Below are 16,131 nucleotides of genomic sequence, written 5' to 3'. Positions count from 1 at the left end.
TGCGCACTAACTTAATTTGGAAAATATCTGATAATATTTTTTAAGTCTTTCTAAGTAATATCTACTTTAGTTATATTAACTTCTTCGCTTGCTTCACTATCACATAAAACGCGTTTGGCGTTGTATGGTTAAGCCTCACGGGTAATTAGTACAAGTTAGCTTAATGGCTCACACCACTTCCACATCTTGCCTATCAACGTTGTAGTCTTCAACGGCCCTTCAGAGACTTTAAAAGTCTAGTGAGAACTCATCTCGAGGCCTGCTTCGCGCTTAGATGCTTTCAGCGCTTATCAGTTCCGAACGTAGCTACCGGGCAATGCCATTGGCATGACAACCCGAACACCAGCGGTTCGTTCACTCCGGTCCTCTCGTACTAGGAGCAACCCCTCTCAATTCTCAAACGCCCACGGCAGATAGGGACCGAACTGTCTCACGACGTTCTAAACCCAGCTCGCGTACCACTTTAAATGGCGAACAGCCATACCCTTGGGACCGACTTCAGCCCCAGGATGTGATGAGCCGACATCGAGGTGCCAAACACCGCCGTCGATATGAACTCTTGGGCGGTATCAGCCTGTTATCCCCGGAGTACCTTTTATCCGTTGAGCGATGGCCCTTCCATTCAGAACCACCGGATCACTATGACCTACTTTCGTACCTGCTCGACGTGTCTGTCTCGCAGTTAAGCTGGCTTCTACCATTACACTAACCGTACGATGTCCGACCGTACTTAGCCAACCTTCGTGCTCCTCCGTTACTCTTTAGGAGGAGACCGCCCCAGTCAAACTACCCACCAGGCACTGTCCGTAACCCCGATTCAGGGGCCAACGTTAGAACATCAAAACTACAAGGGTGGTATTTCAAGGTTGACTCCACAACAACTAGCGTCGCTGCTTCAAAGTCTCCCACCTATCCTACACATGTAGGTTCAATGTTCAGTGCCAAGCTGTAGTAAAGGTTCACGGGGTCTTTCCGTCTAGCCGCGGGTACACAGCATCTTCACTGCGATTTCAATTTCACTGAGTCTCGGGTGGAGACAGCGTGGCCATGGTTACACCATTCGTGCAGGTCGGAACTTACCCGACAAGGAATTTCGCTACCTTAGGACCGTTATAGTTACGGCCGCCGTTTACCGGGGCTTCGATCAAGAGCTTCTCCCTAAGGATAACCCCATCAATTAACCTTCCGGCACCGGGCAGGTGTCACACCGTATACGTCATCTTGCGATTTTGCACAGTGCTGTGTTTTTAATAAACAGTCCCAGCCACCTGGTCACTGCGGCTCCCGTCCGCTTAGAGAGCAAGTCTCATCACAGATAGGAGCGTACCTTCTCCCGAAGTTACGGTACGATTTTGCCTAGTTCCTTCACCCGAGTTCTCTCAAGCGCCTTAGTATTCTCTACCTGACCACCTGTGTCGGTTTGGGGTACGATTCCATATAATCTGAAGCTTAGAGGCTTTTCCTGGAAGTATGGCATCAGCAACTTCATCACCGTAGTGACTCGTCTCGTGTCTCAGGTTTAGTGTTCGTCCGGATTTACCTAAACAAACGCCCTACTCACTTTCACATAGACTACCAACGCCATGCTTGCTTAGCCTGCTCCGTCCCCCCATCGCAATTATATCGAGTACAGAAATATTAATCTGTTTCCCATCGACTACGCCTTTCGGCCTCGCCTTAGGGGTCAACTTACCCTACCCTGATTAACATGGGATAGGAACCCTTGGTCTTCCGGCGTGGGAGTTTTTCACTCCCATTATCGTTACTCATGTCAGCATTCGCACTTCTGATACGTCCAGCATACCTCCCGGTACACCTTCAACCGCTTACAGAACGCTCCCCTACCACTCAGAATAAATTCTGAATCCGCAGCTTCGGTGCATAGTTTAGCCCCGTTACATCTTCCGCGCAGACCGACTCGACCAGTGAGCTATTACGCTTTCTTTAAAGGATGGCTGCTTCTAAGCCAACCTCCTGGCTGTCTGGGCCTTTCCACATCGTTTCCCACTTAACTATGACTTTGGGACCTTAGCTGGCGGTCTGGGTTGTTTCCCTCTTCACGACGGACGTTAGCACCCGCCGTGTGTCTCCCGGATATTACTTTACGGTATTCGGAGTTTGCAAAGGGTTGGTAAGTCGGGATGACCCCCTAGCCTTAACAGTGCTCTACCCCCGTAAGTATTCGTCCGAGGCTCTACCTAAATAGATTTCGGGGAGAACCAGCTATCTCCCGGTTTGATTAGCCTTTCACTCCTAGCCACAGGTCATCCCCTAACTTTTCAACGTTAGTGGGTTCGGTCCTCCAGTTGATGTTACTCAACCTTCAACCTGCCCATGGCTAGATCACCGGGTTTCGGGTCTATACCTTGCAACTAGTCGCCCAGTTAAGACTCGGTTTCCCTACGGCTACCCTATTCGGTTAACCTCGCTACAAAATATAAGTCGCTGACCCATTATACAAAAGGTACGCAGTCACCCAACAAGTGGGCTCCTACTGCTTGTACGTACACGGTTTCAGGTTCTATTTCACTCCCCTCACAGGGGTTCTTTTCGCCTTTCCCTCACGGTACTGGTTCACTATCGGTCAGTTGGGAGTATTTAGCCTTAGATGATGGTCCACCTATATTCAGTCAAAGTTTCACGTGCTCCGACCTACTCGATTTCACTTAAAATGTCTTTTCATGTACGGGACTATCACCCTGTATCGTGGCGCTTTCCAGCAGCCTTCCATTAACACATAATGAGCTTAAGGGCTGTTCCGATTTCGCTCGCCGCTACTTTCGGAATCTCGGTTGATTTCTTTTCCTACGGGTACTTAGATGTTTCAGTTCTCCGCGTTCGCCTCGTTAACCTATGTATTCAGTTAACGATACCTGCAAGCAGGTGGGTTTCCCCATTCGGAAATCCTAGTCTCAAGCGCTTTTTACTAGCTTGACTAGGCTTATCGCAAGTTAATACGTCCTTCATCGCCTCCAACTGCCAAGGCATCCACCGTGTACGCTTAGTCACTTAACCATACAACCCAAACGGGTCTTTGTTTCGTGACAGTTTAACTTCGCCAGAAGTCAATATTGAATACTAAAGTAGATACCAATCAATCAACTCATAAGAGTTAACTAAATGGCACTCAATGGTACTGCTACCATTGTTTTTTACTTTTGAAAACTCTTGATAAATACAATGTATCTATCAGAATTTTATTATCAGCTTTTCCAAATTTTTAAAGAGCAAGAGATACAAAAACCTCTCAAAATTAAACACACTCTATTCTCAGGCTGTTAATGGCCCGATAAAGAATATTTATTTTTAAGAAGTAAAAGTGGTGGAGCTAAGCAGGATCGAACTGCTGACCTCCTGCGTGCAAGGCAGGCGCTCTCCCAGCTGAGCTATAGCCCCACATATGCTGGTACTTACTGTTTTAACCATCTTCTTGATTAGACAAGAAGTGGTGGGTCTGAGTAGATTTGAACTACCGACCTCACCCTTATCAGGGGTGCGCTCTAACCAGCTGAGCTACAGACCCAAAACAATAAGTGTTGTTCTCTTTACAATAACAATCATCTGTGTGGACACTACGAACAAATAAGTTCTAAATCGTATAAGGAGGTGATCCAGCCCCAGGTTCCCCTAGGGCTACCTTGTTACGACTTCACCCCAGTCATGAATCACTCCGTGGTAAACGTCCTCCCGAGGGTTAGACTATCTACTTCTGGAGCAACCCACTCCCATGGTGTGACGGGCGGTGTGTACAAGGCCCGGGAACGTATTCACCGCGTCATTCTGATACGCGATTACTAGCGATTCCGACTTCATGGAGTCGAGTTGCAGACTCCAATCCGGACTACGACGCACTTTAAGTGATTCGCTTACCTTCGCAGGTTCGCAGCACTCTGTATGCGCCATTGTAGCACGTGTGTAGCCCTACACGTAAGGGCCATGATGACTTGACGTCGTCCCCACCTTCCTCCGGTTTATCACCGGCAGTCTCCTTAGAGTTCTCAGCATTACCTGCTAGCAACTAAGTATAGGGGTTGCGCTCGTTGCGGGACTTAACCCAACATCTCACAACACGAGCTGACGACAGCCATGCAGCACCTGTATCAGAGTTCCCGAAGGCACCAAACCATCTCTGGTAAGTTCTCTGTATGTCAAGTGTAGGTAAGGTTCTTCGCGTTGCATCGAATTAAACCACATGCTCCACCGCTTGTGCGGGCCCCCGTCAATTCATTTGAGTTTTAACCTTGCGGCCGTACTCCCCAGGCGGTCTACTTAATGCGTTAGCTTTGAAAAACAGAACCGAGGCTCCGAGCTTCTAGTAGACATCGTTTACGGCGTGGACTACCGGGGTATCTAATCCCGTTTGCTCCCCACGCTTTCGTACATGAGCGTCAGTGTTGACCCAGGTGGCTGCCTTCGCCATCGGTATTCCTTCAGATCTCTACGCATTTCACCGCTACACCTGAAATTCTACCACCCTCTATCACACTCTAGTTTGCCAGTTCGAAATGCAGTTCCCAGGTTGAGCCCGGGGCTTTCACATCTCGCTTAACAAACCGCCTGCGTACGCTTTACGCCCAGTAATTCCGATTAACGCTCGCACCCTCCGTATTACCGCGGCTGCTGGCACGGAGTTAGCCGGTGCTTCTTCTGTCAGTAACGTCACAGCTAACGGGTATTAACCGTTAACCTTTCCTCCTGACTGAAAGTGCTTTACAACCCGAAGGCCTTCTTCACACACGCGGCATGGCTGCATCAGGCTTGCGCCCATTGTGCAATATTCCCCACTGCTGCCTCCCGTAGGAGTCTGGGCCGTGTCTCAGTCCCAGTGTGGCTGATCATCCTCTCAAACCAGCTAGGGATCGTCGCCTTGGTGAGCCATTACCTCACCAACTAGCTAATCCCACTTGGGCCAATCTAAAGGCGAGAGCCGAAGCCCCCTTTGGTCCGTAGACATTATGCGGTATTAGCAGTCGTTTCCAACTGTTGTCCCCCACCTCAAGGCATGTTCCCAAGCATTACTCACCCGTCCGCCGCTCGTCAGCAAAGTAGCAAGCTACTCTCTGTTACCGCTCGACTTGCATGTGTTAGGCCTGCCGCCAGCGTTCAATCTGAGCCATGATCAAACTCTTCAATTAAAAAGTTTTATGTCTTTCGACAGCTCAATGAATTCTGAATTTTTTAATATCTTTCGATATTGAATTGACTGTGCCGAATAATTACCGAAATAACTATTCTGTTGGTCACTCAGTTTTCAATTGAGACTCTAATTTGTTTGCCTCGCTACCTAAGTAGTTTGGCTGTTAGAACTCAATCTGTACGAGTGCCCACACAGATGATTGCTTTACATTGTTAAAGAACGTTTTGAGTCGCTTTAGCGTCTCAAGGGATGCGAATATTACACCCTTTATTTTTCGAGTCAACACTTAGTTTTAAACTTTCTTTTTAGAAGATTTAAAACCGAAGTTTTATTTAACTCTCTGAGTAGTTCGTGCCTCGCTATGCTTCGGCGTTTCCCGTCTCAGTGGGGTCGCATTATAGGGAGATCCGAAAACAGATCAACCCTTTTTTTAGATCTTTTTACTGTTCGAACAAAAATAGAACAGAACCGAGTGAAATCATATTAAAACCTTAGTAAAACGATGTTTTTTTGTGCTCTTCTTTATTATTTAATACAAATATCATTGCTATGTTCAATTAAGACGTTAAGATAGCAAGTTCACAATGTTAAATTAATGTTTATTTCCTGTTTATTGGTAGATCTAAAATGAAATTACCCGATCAAAAAGCTTTTATCTTCTCTGTTATTCTTGCTGTAGTTGGTTTTGTTGTTGTTAAGTTTGCTTTAGCAAGCCTGGCACTAGACCCTGCGCTTCTATTTGGTGTTGGTTTGTTAGTAGGCGCACTTGTTATTGCAGCAATGTCGTCTGATGTAACTGAAGAAGCCGAAGTAAAAACAAAGACTCTCTATGTTGGTAACCTTCCTTACCGCGCAAATGAAGGTGTTGTTCGTGCATTATTTGAAGAACAAGGCAAAGTATTCAATGTTCGTTTATTAAAGGATAAAAATACTGGCAAGCGTCGTGGTTTTGGTTTTGTTGAAATGGCGCAAGCTGATGCAGACAATGCAATTGCTAACTTGAACGATAGCGAGTTCCAACAACGTACTTTAAAAGTACGTGAAGCAAAACAAAAACAAGAAGACGATTCTAATGCTCTACGTACTGAGACAGATCAGTCAGTGTAACTAGCTTTACCGCTAGCTTATTGCTAAACACATCAGCCGTTGCATAATATTGCAGCGGCTTTTTTATGTCTGTTCGCTTATTCACACATAGGTTAAGTTGGTTAAGTAGGTAGTTGACTCTGTTTGCTATCGCTACACCTGAATCAAGTAATTTTACATTCCCTTCAAAATACTGACTAATCGGCTCTACTAATATCGGAAAGTGCGTACACCCTAGTACAAGTACATCTATAGCTTTATCTATATTTAGGCCATCAAGCACTTGGTGCAACTTGTTTGTATCTAAATAGTCTGTAAAAAAGTGTTGCTCAGCTAATGTCACTAACTCCACACTGCTATATAGATTAACGATTACATTACGTGCATGTTCAGCAATTAATGTTTTAGTGTATGAACTGGCGACCGTGGCTGGTGTGGCTAATAAGCCAATATGATTTGAGCGTGTTAATTCTGCGGCAGGCTTTATTGCTGGCACAACACCTACTATAGGAATATCTGTCACTTGGCGAACAGCACTAAGTGCAGATGTAGAAGCCGTATTACACGCTATTACTATTAAATCAACGTCAAGCGTGTTGGCTTTGATGAAATGAATAAGTGAGCACAATCGGTTGATTATTGTTTGTTGGGATTGAGCACCATAAGGTAGGAATGCATTATCCATAAAATAGCTGTACTGAGCATTGGGGATACTTTGCTTGATATGTTCAAGTACGGTAGTTCCACCAATACCTGAATCAAAGACCATTATATGCGCTGACAAACTACCGTTCCCACTTTACTTTAAGAACGGCAGTTTGCCATGAGGTATTTATAAAAGAAAGTAGTTTAGCTTTGTGTGGTTTCTAAATCGGCAAGATCATCGGCCGCTGAATTTAATTGATTAAGGTTTTCGAACATAGACTTTGTGTAATCTACTAACTTATCTATTTGTTCCTGATCTTGATTTAACCATTGTAGAATGCCAGCTAGTTGATTTTGTAATCCAAGTTCACCCGCTTTTTCAAAAGCACTTTTAAGGTCGTCATTAAAAGGGGCTAAACCTTCTGCTACTTGTTTTTCTGGTTCTGGTTTATATTCTTCATAGCTTTTAACTGTGGCTATTGTTTTTGTTTGGCGTAAATCCATAGAAAAAGCCACCAGCTGATCGCTGCCTAAACTCAGCTCTTGTGCTTGTTCAAATGCTTCATCTAAATCACCACCAAAAAAGGTTTTACTTAAATCTTGTAAGTCTTCCATCATCGCATTAATCGCTTCTTGCTCTTGCTCATTTAAGTCACCATTAACCGACATCGAAAATGATACCTGTCGAGATTGCGATGATGAGCTTGCAAACGATTCACTATCACTGTTTCTCTGATAGCCACTCGCCGATTGAGATTCAAATGCATCCGCAAAGCTAATACTTACCTCATCGCCTTCTGCGGTAGTGAATTTATACTCTGCATTGCTAGTCATACTGACATATTGAGCCTGACTTATATTTACGCTGGCAGGTTGTGGATTAAATAGCGACTCTTCAAATTTATCAAACCCATTGTAAATTCCCTCTTTGGACTTATTGATGCCCTCTTCCATTTCGTCATTAAATACACCTGTTCCTTTGAGTTCATCAACAGCGTCGTCAATCCCTATTTGAACTCCTTTGCGCGCATCGCCTAACATGTCTTTAAGCTTTTCATCATTAGCGCCATTAGCTTTTGCTTTATTTACAGCGCCGCTGACAAAATCGAGTACGTTTTTTACGATTTCATCAAAATCAAATAGTGGTTTGTCTGCTTTTTTTTCTGCGATAGGCAATCCAAGCTGCTCAGCCATTTTATCGCCAAGCACTTTTGCAGCTAATTCTTTGCCACGTTGCTGGTAACTATCTTGGGGAGATTGAATAGTAGGTTGCTGTATATCTGCTTTATTATTGAATTTATTAATGTTGTTGTTTGGCGTGAAGCCATAGTTACCTATTTTCATGTTACATCTCCTGAGCGTGCGTAATTTATTATCGGCTATAACAATAAAAACTAAAGTACAATGCGCAATAAAACAGCATAAATGCTAGCCAAAACTAGACAAATACGCAGCGCTCCCTACAATAGCGCCGATAAACAGATCTTAGATAAGGTAGTAGCGTTAATGGCAGTTATTAAAATAGATACCACACAGTACCAAGCGCAGTTAAGTGAAAAAGAGCAGCGTATTAGTGCGCAGTTTCAACGTTTTGGTGTGGAGCAACTAGAAGTATTTAGCTCAGAGCCAACTAACTACCGCCAACGTGCTGAATTTAGAGTATGGCACGACGGTGACGATCTGTTTCACATTATGTTTGATCAACAAACAAAAGAAAAAATCCGTGTTGATACATTTGATCCAGCCGCGCCTCTAGTAGGTGAAATAATGCAGGTGATGATTGAAAGCCTCAAGCCTTGTGAAATATTACGCCGTAAGTTATTTCAAATCGATTACCTATCAACGCTAAGCGGTGAAATTTTAGTAAGCTTGCTTTATCACAAACCACTGGATGATGAATGGTTAAGTGAAATTAAAGCACTTAAAGAAAAGCTTAGCAGTAAATACAAAATTGACTTTATAGGCCGTGCTCGCAAACAAAAAGAAGTACTAGGTGATGACTTTGTAACTGAACGTTTAACAGTCAATGGTCAAGAGCTTATATATCAACAAGTAGAAAATAGCTTTACTCAGCCTAATGCAAAAGTAAATATTAATATGCTGGAGTGGGCGCAAGATTTATGTAAACCACTTAAAAATGATTTATTAGAACTGTATTGCGGTAACGGTAACTTTTCAATTGCGTTAGCGGGCTGTTTTAATAAAGTATTAGCAACAGAAATATCAAAATCATCTGTTCATTCTGCTCAATACAATATTACTAAAAATAACCTAGAGAACTTAGATATTATTCGTATGTCGAGTGAAGAGTTTACTCAAGCAATGAATGGCGAGCGTACTTTCTCTCGTTTAGATGGTATTGACCTTAAAAGCTATGACTGCCAAACCATATTAGTTGATCCACCGCGCGCGGGCATGGATGAATTAACGTGTGACTTAGTGGCTAACTACGAAAGCATAATTTATATATCGTGTAATCCTGAAACCCTTGAGCGTGATCTTGATCACTTAACACATACGCACAACGTTAAGCGCTTTGCTATATTTGATCAGTTCCCATATACACATCACATTGAGTCGGGCGTTTTCTTACAACGCAAATAACCAGCCAAAATTAAAGTGCCAGTACTTTTATAAGTGCTGGTATTTGCTCCTCACTAAATACTTGAATACCATTTTTCATTAATAATGCTGTAGTTAAACCTAGACCTTCGATTTTTACTCCGCGATGCTTTCCATCATATATTGTATTTCGTCCGCAAGAAGGACTCGATTCTTTAAGTAGAGCAAAACGCACTTGATTCTTTTTACAGAGTTCTAGCGCTATATTAGCTCCAGTTTGAAACTGCTCTGTTACATCTTCTCCTAAATTAGTAACTACACTCCCCTGTATTATTTCAGCAGGAGATCTAGGTATAGGAAGCCCACCAGCGACCTCAGGACAAAACACAATTAATCTATTTTGTTTTTGCCACAAATTAAGCTGTGGATGCAAAATTGCGTGTCCTCTACCATCGTAGCGAACAGGTTGCCCTAGCAAACAACTCGATACTAATATTTTTTCCATCGCTATATCCTTATAAATAAAAAAAGCTCTTTAAGGAGCTTTTTTTATTTTGGCTAAATTTATTTATTAGCTAGGTAATTAATTAATTTTCCAATATCTTCTGGTTCAGTAATACCCGACTCACGACCTAGGTTTAATTTGTACTTACCATTTACAATAAAGGTAGGTACGCCACGTAGTGCGCCTTTTTCTTTAAAGTAGTCTTGATCGCGTTTCATTTTAGAGCTCAGCGTACGTACCGAGAAGCTTTTAAACAGCTTATCAAACTTATCACCATCAACGCCCTGCGCTACAAATATATCTTTTACATCTGCAAGCTCATTAAATTTAGCGCGCTTTGTATGGATATGATTAAAGATTGCAGAAATAATCTGATCTTTTTGTGGGAGTACTTCAGCTGTCGCAAGTGCTTGGCTCATCATCTGTTGGTTTTCTGGGTCACGTACACCCACAAAATCAACATGACTCTTTTTAAATTTAACATTTTTATCAAGCTTAGGCTTAAACTCACCAATTAGTGCCTCCATGTTATTACATGCAGGGCAGTAAAATGAGAAAAACTCTTTAACTTCTGGCTTTTTAGTTGCACGCTCAGAAACAACGTCGTAATGCACGCCTTCTTCATACGTTGCTGCAAAGCTTGCTGCCGCCATAGGAAGTAATACTGCAAGCAAACCTGCTTTAACTAATTTAATCATTATTATGCTCCGAAATTATAAGGCTAATAAAAACGCAACTAGTTCATCAAACTGTTGTTGGCTTTTAATTGTATTAATATTAATTTTATATTTATCGTTAACAATAAAAGTAGGTACACCTGTAAGTGCGCCTAATTTTGAATATTTGTTTTGATTACCTTGTAATGCACGCTCAGCTGAAATAATAGGCATGCTTGCCATATCTTTATCAAACGTTTCGCTATCAATGCCATTAACTTCTAAAAGTTTTTTCAAATCTTTCATCTCAGTCAATGGTGCACGTTGAACATGAATACTTTTAAATATTTGCTCTGTGATAGCATCTTCTTGCCCATGTTTTTTGGCGATCAGATAAGCAAAGCTCAGATTGGTTTGCGCCTGTGGTGAAACACCACCTAAAAAGTTAACATGATTTTTAATAAACGTTGCACCTGTTGGTAAGCTTTTTTCTATTGCCTGAGCAACAGGTTCAAACTTAAAGCAATGCGGGCAATAATATGAAAAAAATTCCGTCACTTGTGGTGTTTTACTTTTCTCTGCATTAATAATTGTATATTGATTATCAGCTTCAAATTGTGCAGCAAATGCCGCAAATGGTAAACAAAGAAGTAGTAGGCCTAGTTTTAATTTTTTAAGCATTTGTATCTCGTTGTACTTGTCTTTAAATAAAATATTACGGCAATAACTTTAACGGCGCTTCTTGCAGTGCTGCAAGTTGCTCCTTCAGTGCTAAAATTTGTTGCTCCCAGTATTTGTCATCAGCAAACCATGTAAAGTTCCGCACAAAGGCAGGATCGCTCCATCGTTTAGCTACCCATCCCATATAATGGATAATACGCATTGCTCGCAGCGGTTCAATTAATTTGAGTTGAGAGTGATCAAAATCACAAAACTCTTCATACGCATTTACAAGGGTGTCTAACTGTAACAGTTGCGTCGCTCTATCGCCACTGAGCATCATCCATAAATCTTGGATTGCAGGACCTTGGCGGCTGTCATCTAAATCAACAAACATTAGCGCATCACCAGCCCACAAAATATTACCAACGTGGCAGTCACCATGTAAGCGAATACTTTGCACATCTTTATACTGTTTTTGCGCCTGCTCTATCACTAAATCTAAAATAGTATAAAAGGCAGTATTTATTCCCATAGGCACTAAGTTACTTTTTTGAAGATGAACTTTGGCTGTATGCAAATACTCATCGCAGGTAACTGTTGGCCTGTAAGTAAAAGGTTTTGTTTTAGCTACTTGGTGCATACGGCCAATTAATCGCCCCATTACATCAAGCTGATCTAAGTTATCAACCTCAAATAAACGCCCGCCTACACTTGGAAACAACACAAACAAATACCCTTCGTGTTCAAACAGGCTTTGCCCATTATATAAAATAGGGGCAACAACGGGTACTTCTGCTTCTGCTTCTGCTAGTTCAAATGCAAAGTCATGCTCTTCTTGAATTTGTTCTTTACTCCAGCGCTCTGGGCGATAAAACTTCACTACGTAACGCAGGCCATCATCGGCTTTAAATTGGTACACTCTGTTTTCATAGCTATTGAGCGCCAATAAACCAGATTCGGCGTACACACCTACGCTTTCTATTGCATCGAGTATTAGGTCAGGTGTTAAGTCAATAAAACTAAATTTACTCATACTCTTCTTATATAAAATAAAAAGCGGGTTATATACCCGCTTTTGTTAATTGCTATATCAACTTACCTATTTAAGGTAGGTTGTGATTATCGCGCTTTAAAAAAGTTACTCGACTGCGATATTGTCTCATCCGGCGCATCTACCGGTGAAAGCACAAAGTTAAACTCTGTCATCGGCGCCTTCAAATCATAAGGATCCATTACAAGCGACAATGGCACATTATGAGATTGCCCTGCCTGCACTGTAAATGACTGCTTACCAATATATTTAAAGTTATCTAACCCTTGTACTTTAATATTAAAGGTTTGCTCGTACTGCGCCTTGTTAATTACCTTTAATGTATAGGTGTTCTCTACTAAACCATCAAAATCGACACGATATAATTGGTTTCGGTCACGAATGATATCAAAGTCCATTGTTTTACGCAGTGCGATATTAGCTACAAGTGCCCCCGTAAGCACAACAAGTATAACTGTGTAACCAATGATTTTAGCGCGTAGTGGATTAGTTTTATTTTCAGGTGTTTCGAGGTTTCGCTCTGTCGTATATGAAATAAGCCCACGCGGATATTCCATTTTATCCATTACGCCATCACACGCATCAATACACGCGCCACAGTTTATACATTCAGCTTGTAGCCCATTTCTAATATCAATACCCGTTGGGCATACTTGAACACATAAATTACAGTCTATACAGTCGCCTAGTTCTAAATCTTTATGGTCTACTTTACGTGAACGAGGACCACGGCTTTCACCTCGGCTTTCATCGTACGTTACTGTGTATGTGTCTTTATCAAACATAGCTGATTGAAAACGTGAGTAAGGACAAATGTGTAAACACATAATTTCTCGCATCCAACCGGCATTGCCATAGGTACACACAGCAAAGAATATAATGCTTACTAATGCATAACCGCCTACGTTAAACGTTACAAAATTAGGGAGTAACTCTCTTATCGGCGTAAAGTAACCGACAAAGGAAATAGCGGTATATAACGAAAATAATACCCAACTAGTATGTTTTGCCGTTTTACGCCAAAACTTATCAAAATTCATGGGCCGTTGATCGAGTTTTTTACGTTGATTAGCAGTACCTTCAAACTTCTCTTCGAACCAAATAAAAATAAAGGTCCAAACAGTTTGTGGACATGTGTAGCCACACCACACTCGCCCATAGAAGGTGGTCACTAAAAACAGCGCAAATGCTGCCAACATAAAAATGAACGCGAGTATGGTGAAATCTTGTGGCCACAACGTTAAACCAAAAATATTATATTTTTGCCCGATTAAATCAAACAGCACAGCTTGTTGGTCGTTAAAATTAATCCATGGTAGTGCCATAAATGCAAGCAAACCTAAAAAACCAATACGCTGCCTTAATAATTGATGAAGACCTTTCACTGCTCGCACATAAATACGATTTCGGGGATTAAACCTGTCATCTTGACGGCTTAAATCCGGTTTTTGGATTTTTACCTCCACAGGAATGTTCTTTACTTTAATTTGTTTGTCCATCGAAGTTCCTCAACGCCGCTTGGAAATAAAAGTTTAGCAATATTCAAATGCCCTATACAGTAAAGTGTAGCAAGTTACTTGCTAGGCATGATCAGTTTAATAAATCATCATTTGAATACTTTCAGATATTTCAGAAACATCTGATTGCTATTAAGCATTATACCAATATTGATTAAAATTACTGGCATAGATCGCTAATAATTTATTCATCTCAGTTACTTGCTTTTAAAATGCATTTTATTACACTGCATGGTAATTCAACCTCATTCAGATCAAGGTTTACGTGCTCATGAAAAAATTTATAATACTAGTGTTAGTGATCCTTGCTTTTTTTACGATTGATCATCCACTTATAAAAGAGCCTCGAGAGAAATTACTAGGTGAAGGTATTAGTTTTTTAAGCGAGACAACTAAAGTTAATCGCAGCCCCGCTGCTAATATGACTAAAAGCCGTATAAAATCACAATTAAGACTGTCAGATTCAGGGCAGGAGTACGTAGAGAAAACCTTCACAACAGACGAGTCTGTGCAGTTGTTTAATTTACGTTATTGTCGTGAGCGTGAGTTAAACTTATATTTTTACGATGAGCGTTTAAATACTGTATGTAAGATAATATCTGAAGCGTTAGAACAAAGGTGAGCAAAGTAATGGATTTTTCAAAATTAAATAAGAAAGCCAGTGACTCGTTCCATAAACAGCGCAACATGCTTAAAAAACTAGCGCAGGGAAAAACACTAAAGTGCGAGAAATGCAATGGTGTTTTAACGCTAAACCTAGCAACCACCGAAGCTGGTAAAGGAGTAGTAAGGTGTAAGCAAGGTTGTACTGATATTATTCTGGAATTAGGTACTTAATCTGAATTTTGGATAATAAACCAATCCCAAGCCGCTATTTAACGTTGAATTTACTTGCAATAGGCCCGCGTAATAAAAAGAACCTGAGCACTAAAAGTACACCTAGTAGTCCCAGCCTTCGTCTGTATATAAGCCACTATTAAGCGCTACAATCTCAACAAGTTCAGCAAAACCTAAAGCAAAATCGCCCATTAGCTCATATTGTTGTAAACAGAGTAACTGCTCATCTATTAAATTTTGTGCTGCAATTTGGCTAATAATTTGCTCATCGAGTGCAAAAAAGCTCAGTGTTGCTTGAGCGCTCTCTAGTGCTTCTTTATATTGTACTTCTAATTGTGGGGCATCTAGCAGTTTTTGAGTGTACATTGTGGTTGCTTGTAAAAAACCTTCACTCCAGCTTTTACAAAAATAAATATCATAATTAGCAGGCAATTTATAACCAGCTTCAAACACCTGTTCGCTAATTTGATGATATAGCGCCATAAACGAAAACAATGTCTCTTCGTCTAAATCATTGGCTTTATTTGATAATATTGTATCGAGCCATTCATGCACATCAAGTGGTTCAGGAGAGCAAATTACGCCAAACAAATAACCTTGGCTTTGTAATAATGTCATTGCTTGGGGCTGGGTATCTAAAAATGTGCTGAGCTGCTTCGCGTGCAGCTCAGTAAATTGAGGTAATTGCATTAAAACTCTTTATTAGTAAACATTAAAAATTGAGCGGGTAACGACCTTGACTATCTGGACGACCCAAAAACTTAACCGCATCATGTACATCTTTTGGAAGACTGGCATCAGGTTTAACATAGCCCGCGACTCTGAAGTCAAAATTAGCTTTAAGTGTGGCATCAGCCTCAAGGCCTAACGTATTATCTGGATCAATTAATATAGCAATATCGCCCGACTTACAGCTTAATTTACCAGCCAGAGGGCCAATATTAAACCACCCATTTAAGCCTTGTACGTCAATATTAGGACTCGCTATTTCACCCTTTAATGAATCACAATAAGGTGCACCGGTGCTGTATTCATCAATTTCCAAAATTACACGCCCTTTAGCGGTTACAGGCAGAGGAAGTCGCACTCGTTGCATTGCACGCTCTACTGTCGAACGAACAAGTCCATCAGTCACTATAACTTCCTTATTAAAAAGCCCATAGCTTACATCCGCATAACCCGAAATATCACTGCGCTCACGTGCATTACCAAATTTTACATTAGTATTTAGTTTACCTATAAATAACTGCCAGCCAGCAATATCCCAACGGACATTATTTAACTGCTCGTCATCAAAACGGACCTGCATCATTTGACCTTGCCAGACAGTACCTACAGTTTGCCCTATTTCTAATTGTTTTGGTAAATACGGCTTTGCGATATCAAGCGCAATAGCTGCCGGTAATTTCATAATACAAAACACGATAAAACTAAGTAAAAAGACAATCGATAACGTTATTATTTTTTTCATT

At 41.3% G+C, this 16,131-nt stretch carries 13 protein-coding genes, 2 tRNA genes and 2 rRNA genes; 4 read left to right on the top strand and 13 right to left on the bottom strand.

The window, feature by feature from the left end; all coding sequences use genetic code 11:
• Positions 1 to 124: 124 nt before the first annotated feature.
• The 4 genes from AC0VZ4_RS01510 to AC0VZ4_RS01495 all read right to left on the bottom strand — a co-directional run bounded on the left by AC0VZ4_RS01510 (position 125) and on the right by AC0VZ4_RS01495 (position 5,135).
• Positions 125 to 3,015, bottom strand: a 23S ribosomal RNA gene (locus tag AC0VZ4_RS01510).
• Positions 3,016 to 3,320: 305 nt separating this feature from the next.
• Positions 3,321 to 3,396 (bottom strand) — tRNA-Ala (locus AC0VZ4_RS01505).
• 50 nt (positions 3,397 to 3,446) lie between these two features.
• Positions 3,447 to 3,523, bottom strand: a tRNA-Ile gene (locus tag AC0VZ4_RS01500).
• 76 nt (positions 3,524 to 3,599) lie between these two features.
• A 16S ribosomal RNA gene (locus AC0VZ4_RS01495) occupies positions 3,600 to 5,135 on the bottom strand.
• Together the 16S and 23S rRNA genes with 2 tRNA genes alongside form the textbook arrangement of a ribosomal RNA operon.
• A 629-nt stretch (positions 5,136 to 5,764) precedes the next feature.
• On the opposite strand from AC0VZ4_RS01495, the gene AC0VZ4_RS01490 reads away from it, so the two are divergent.
• The gene (locus tag AC0VZ4_RS01490; protein ID WP_007378558.1) at positions 5,765 to 6,244 is read left to right on the top strand and encodes an RNA recognition motif domain-containing protein; all 480 of its coding nucleotides are present in this window, start codon (positions 5,765 to 5,767) and stop codon (positions 6,242 to 6,244) included.
• Here AC0VZ4_RS01490 and murI read toward each other — a convergent pair.
• Together murI and AC0VZ4_RS01480 are read right to left on the bottom strand one after the other, a co-directional pair.
• Positions 6,207 to 7,007 carry a glutamate racemase gene (murI, locus tag AC0VZ4_RS01485; protein WP_475440708.1) on the bottom strand — a complete coding sequence of 267 codons (801 nt, stop codon included), beginning with the start codon at positions 7,005 to 7,007 and terminating at the stop codon, positions 6,207 to 6,209. The genes AC0VZ4_RS01490 and murI overlap by 38 nt on opposite strands.
• A 65-nt stretch (positions 7,008 to 7,072) precedes the next feature.
• Entirely contained in the window at positions 7,073 to 8,212 is a 1,140-nt protein-coding gene (locus tag AC0VZ4_RS01480) for a DUF5610 domain-containing protein (RefSeq protein ID WP_475440707.1), read from the bottom strand.
• A gap of 162 nt (positions 8,213 to 8,374) precedes the next feature.
• Between AC0VZ4_RS01480 and trmA the strand changes: the two genes are divergently transcribed.
• A complete protein-coding gene (trmA, locus tag AC0VZ4_RS01475; protein ID WP_475441598.1) occupies positions 8,375 to 9,472 on the top strand; it encodes a tRNA (uridine(54)-C5)-methyltransferase TrmA in 1,098 nt (365 codons plus the stop codon).
• A gap of 10 nt (positions 9,473 to 9,482) precedes the next feature.
• Here trmA and AC0VZ4_RS01470 read toward each other — a convergent pair whose 3' ends face one another.
• From AC0VZ4_RS01470 to ccoG, 5 genes are all read right to left on the bottom strand, one after another.
• Complete coding sequence (locus tag AC0VZ4_RS01470; protein ID WP_475440706.1) at positions 9,483 to 9,935, bottom strand: 2-thiouracil desulfurase family protein; 453 nt, start codon at positions 9,933 to 9,935, stop codon at positions 9,483 to 9,485.
• Between the two features lie 59 nt (positions 9,936 to 9,994).
• Positions 9,995 to 10,633: a thiol:disulfide interchange protein DsbA/DsbL gene (locus AC0VZ4_RS01465; protein WP_033031090.1), complete on the bottom strand. Its 639-nt coding sequence runs from the start codon at positions 10,631 to 10,633 to the stop codon at positions 9,995 to 9,997.
• A 15-nt stretch (positions 10,634 to 10,648) separates the two neighbouring features.
• Positions 10,649 to 11,272 (bottom strand): thiol:disulfide interchange protein DsbA/DsbL, encoded by a 624-nt coding sequence (locus AC0VZ4_RS01460; protein WP_475440705.1) that lies wholly within the window; start codon positions 11,270 to 11,272, stop codon positions 10,649 to 10,651.
• Between the two features lie 34 nt (positions 11,273 to 11,306).
• Positions 11,307 to 12,287: a serine/threonine protein kinase gene (locus AC0VZ4_RS01455; RefSeq protein WP_475440704.1), complete on the bottom strand. Its 981-nt coding sequence runs from the start codon at positions 12,285 to 12,287 to the stop codon at positions 11,307 to 11,309.
• 86 nt (positions 12,288 to 12,373) lie between these two features.
• Positions 12,374 to 13,804, bottom strand: coding sequence for a cytochrome c oxidase accessory protein CcoG (gene ccoG, locus AC0VZ4_RS01450; protein WP_475440703.1), 1,431 nt, complete (start codon positions 13,802 to 13,804; stop codon positions 12,374 to 12,376).
• 289 nt (positions 13,805 to 14,093) lie between these two features.
• On the opposite strand from ccoG, the gene AC0VZ4_RS01445 reads away from it, so the two are divergent.
• Together AC0VZ4_RS01445 and AC0VZ4_RS01440 are read left to right on the top strand one after the other, a co-directional pair.
• Positions 14,094 to 14,444 (top strand): hypothetical protein, encoded by a 351-nt coding sequence (locus AC0VZ4_RS01445; protein WP_475440702.1) that lies wholly within the window; start codon positions 14,094 to 14,096, stop codon positions 14,442 to 14,444.
• An 8-nt stretch (positions 14,445 to 14,452) separates the two neighbouring features.
• Positions 14,453 to 14,659, top strand: a complete 207-nt coding sequence (locus AC0VZ4_RS01440; RefSeq protein WP_475440701.1) for a hypothetical protein — start codon at positions 14,453 to 14,455, stop codon at positions 14,657 to 14,659.
• A gap of 102 nt (positions 14,660 to 14,761) precedes the next feature.
• On the opposite strand, the gene AC0VZ4_RS01435 is transcribed toward AC0VZ4_RS01440, so the two are convergent.
• Entirely contained in the window at positions 14,762 to 15,349 is a 588-nt protein-coding gene (locus AC0VZ4_RS01435; protein WP_475440700.1) for a UPF0149 family protein, read from the bottom strand.
• A gap of 22 nt (positions 15,350 to 15,371) precedes the next feature.
• On the bottom strand, positions 15,372 to 16,130 hold the full coding sequence (locus AC0VZ4_RS01430) for a type II secretion system protein N (RefSeq protein ID WP_149604926.1): 759 nt from the start codon (positions 16,128 to 16,130) through the stop codon (positions 15,372 to 15,374).
• Between the last annotated feature and the right edge of the window lies 1 nt (position 16,131).

The sequence above is a fragment of the Pseudoalteromonas sp. QJM3NY_22 genome, assembly GCF_056173065.1.
The sequence above is the reverse complement of the archived record's forward strand: the minus strand, read 5'-3'. Positions and strand labels throughout refer to the sequence as shown.

Bases quoted from the DNA above. Each gene is read 5' to 3' on its own strand.
- AC0VZ4_RS01490 (WP_007378558.1), top strand. From the start codon at position 5,765: ATGAAATTACCCGATCAAAAAGCTTTTATCTTCTCTGTTATTCTTGCT.
- AC0VZ4_RS01480 (WP_475440707.1), bottom strand. From the start codon at position 8,212: ATGAAAATAGGTAACTATGGCTTCACGCCAAACAACAACATTAATAAA.
- trmA (WP_475441598.1), top strand. From the start codon at position 8,375: ATGGCAGTTATTAAAATAGATACCACACAGTACCAAGCGCAGTTAAGT.
- AC0VZ4_RS01470 (WP_475440706.1), bottom strand. From the start codon at position 9,935: ATGGAAAAAATATTAGTATCGAGTTGTTTGCTAGGGCAACCTGTTCGC.
- AC0VZ4_RS01465 (WP_033031090.1), bottom strand. From the start codon at position 10,633: ATGATTAAATTAGTTAAAGCAGGTTTGCTTGCAGTATTACTTCCTATG.
- AC0VZ4_RS01460 (WP_475440705.1), bottom strand. From the start codon at position 11,272: ATGCTTAAAAAATTAAAACTAGGCCTACTACTTCTTTGTTTACCATTT.
- AC0VZ4_RS01455 (WP_475440704.1), bottom strand. From the start codon at position 12,287: ATGAGTAAATTTAGTTTTATTGACTTAACACCTGACCTAATACTCGAT.
- ccoG (WP_475440703.1), bottom strand. From the start codon at position 13,804: ATGGACAAACAAATTAAAGTAAAGAACATTCCTGTGGAGGTAAAAATC.
- AC0VZ4_RS01445 (WP_475440702.1), top strand. From the start codon at position 14,094: ATGAAAAAATTTATAATACTAGTGTTAGTGATCCTTGCTTTTTTTACG.
- AC0VZ4_RS01440 (WP_475440701.1), top strand. From the start codon at position 14,453: ATGGATTTTTCAAAATTAAATAAGAAAGCCAGTGACTCGTTCCATAAA.
- AC0VZ4_RS01435 (WP_475440700.1), bottom strand. From the start codon at position 15,349: ATGCAATTACCTCAATTTACTGAGCTGCACGCGAAGCAGCTCAGCACA.
- AC0VZ4_RS01430 (WP_149604926.1), bottom strand. From the start codon at position 16,130: ATGAAAAAAATAATAACGTTATCGATTGTCTTTTTACTTAGTTTTATC.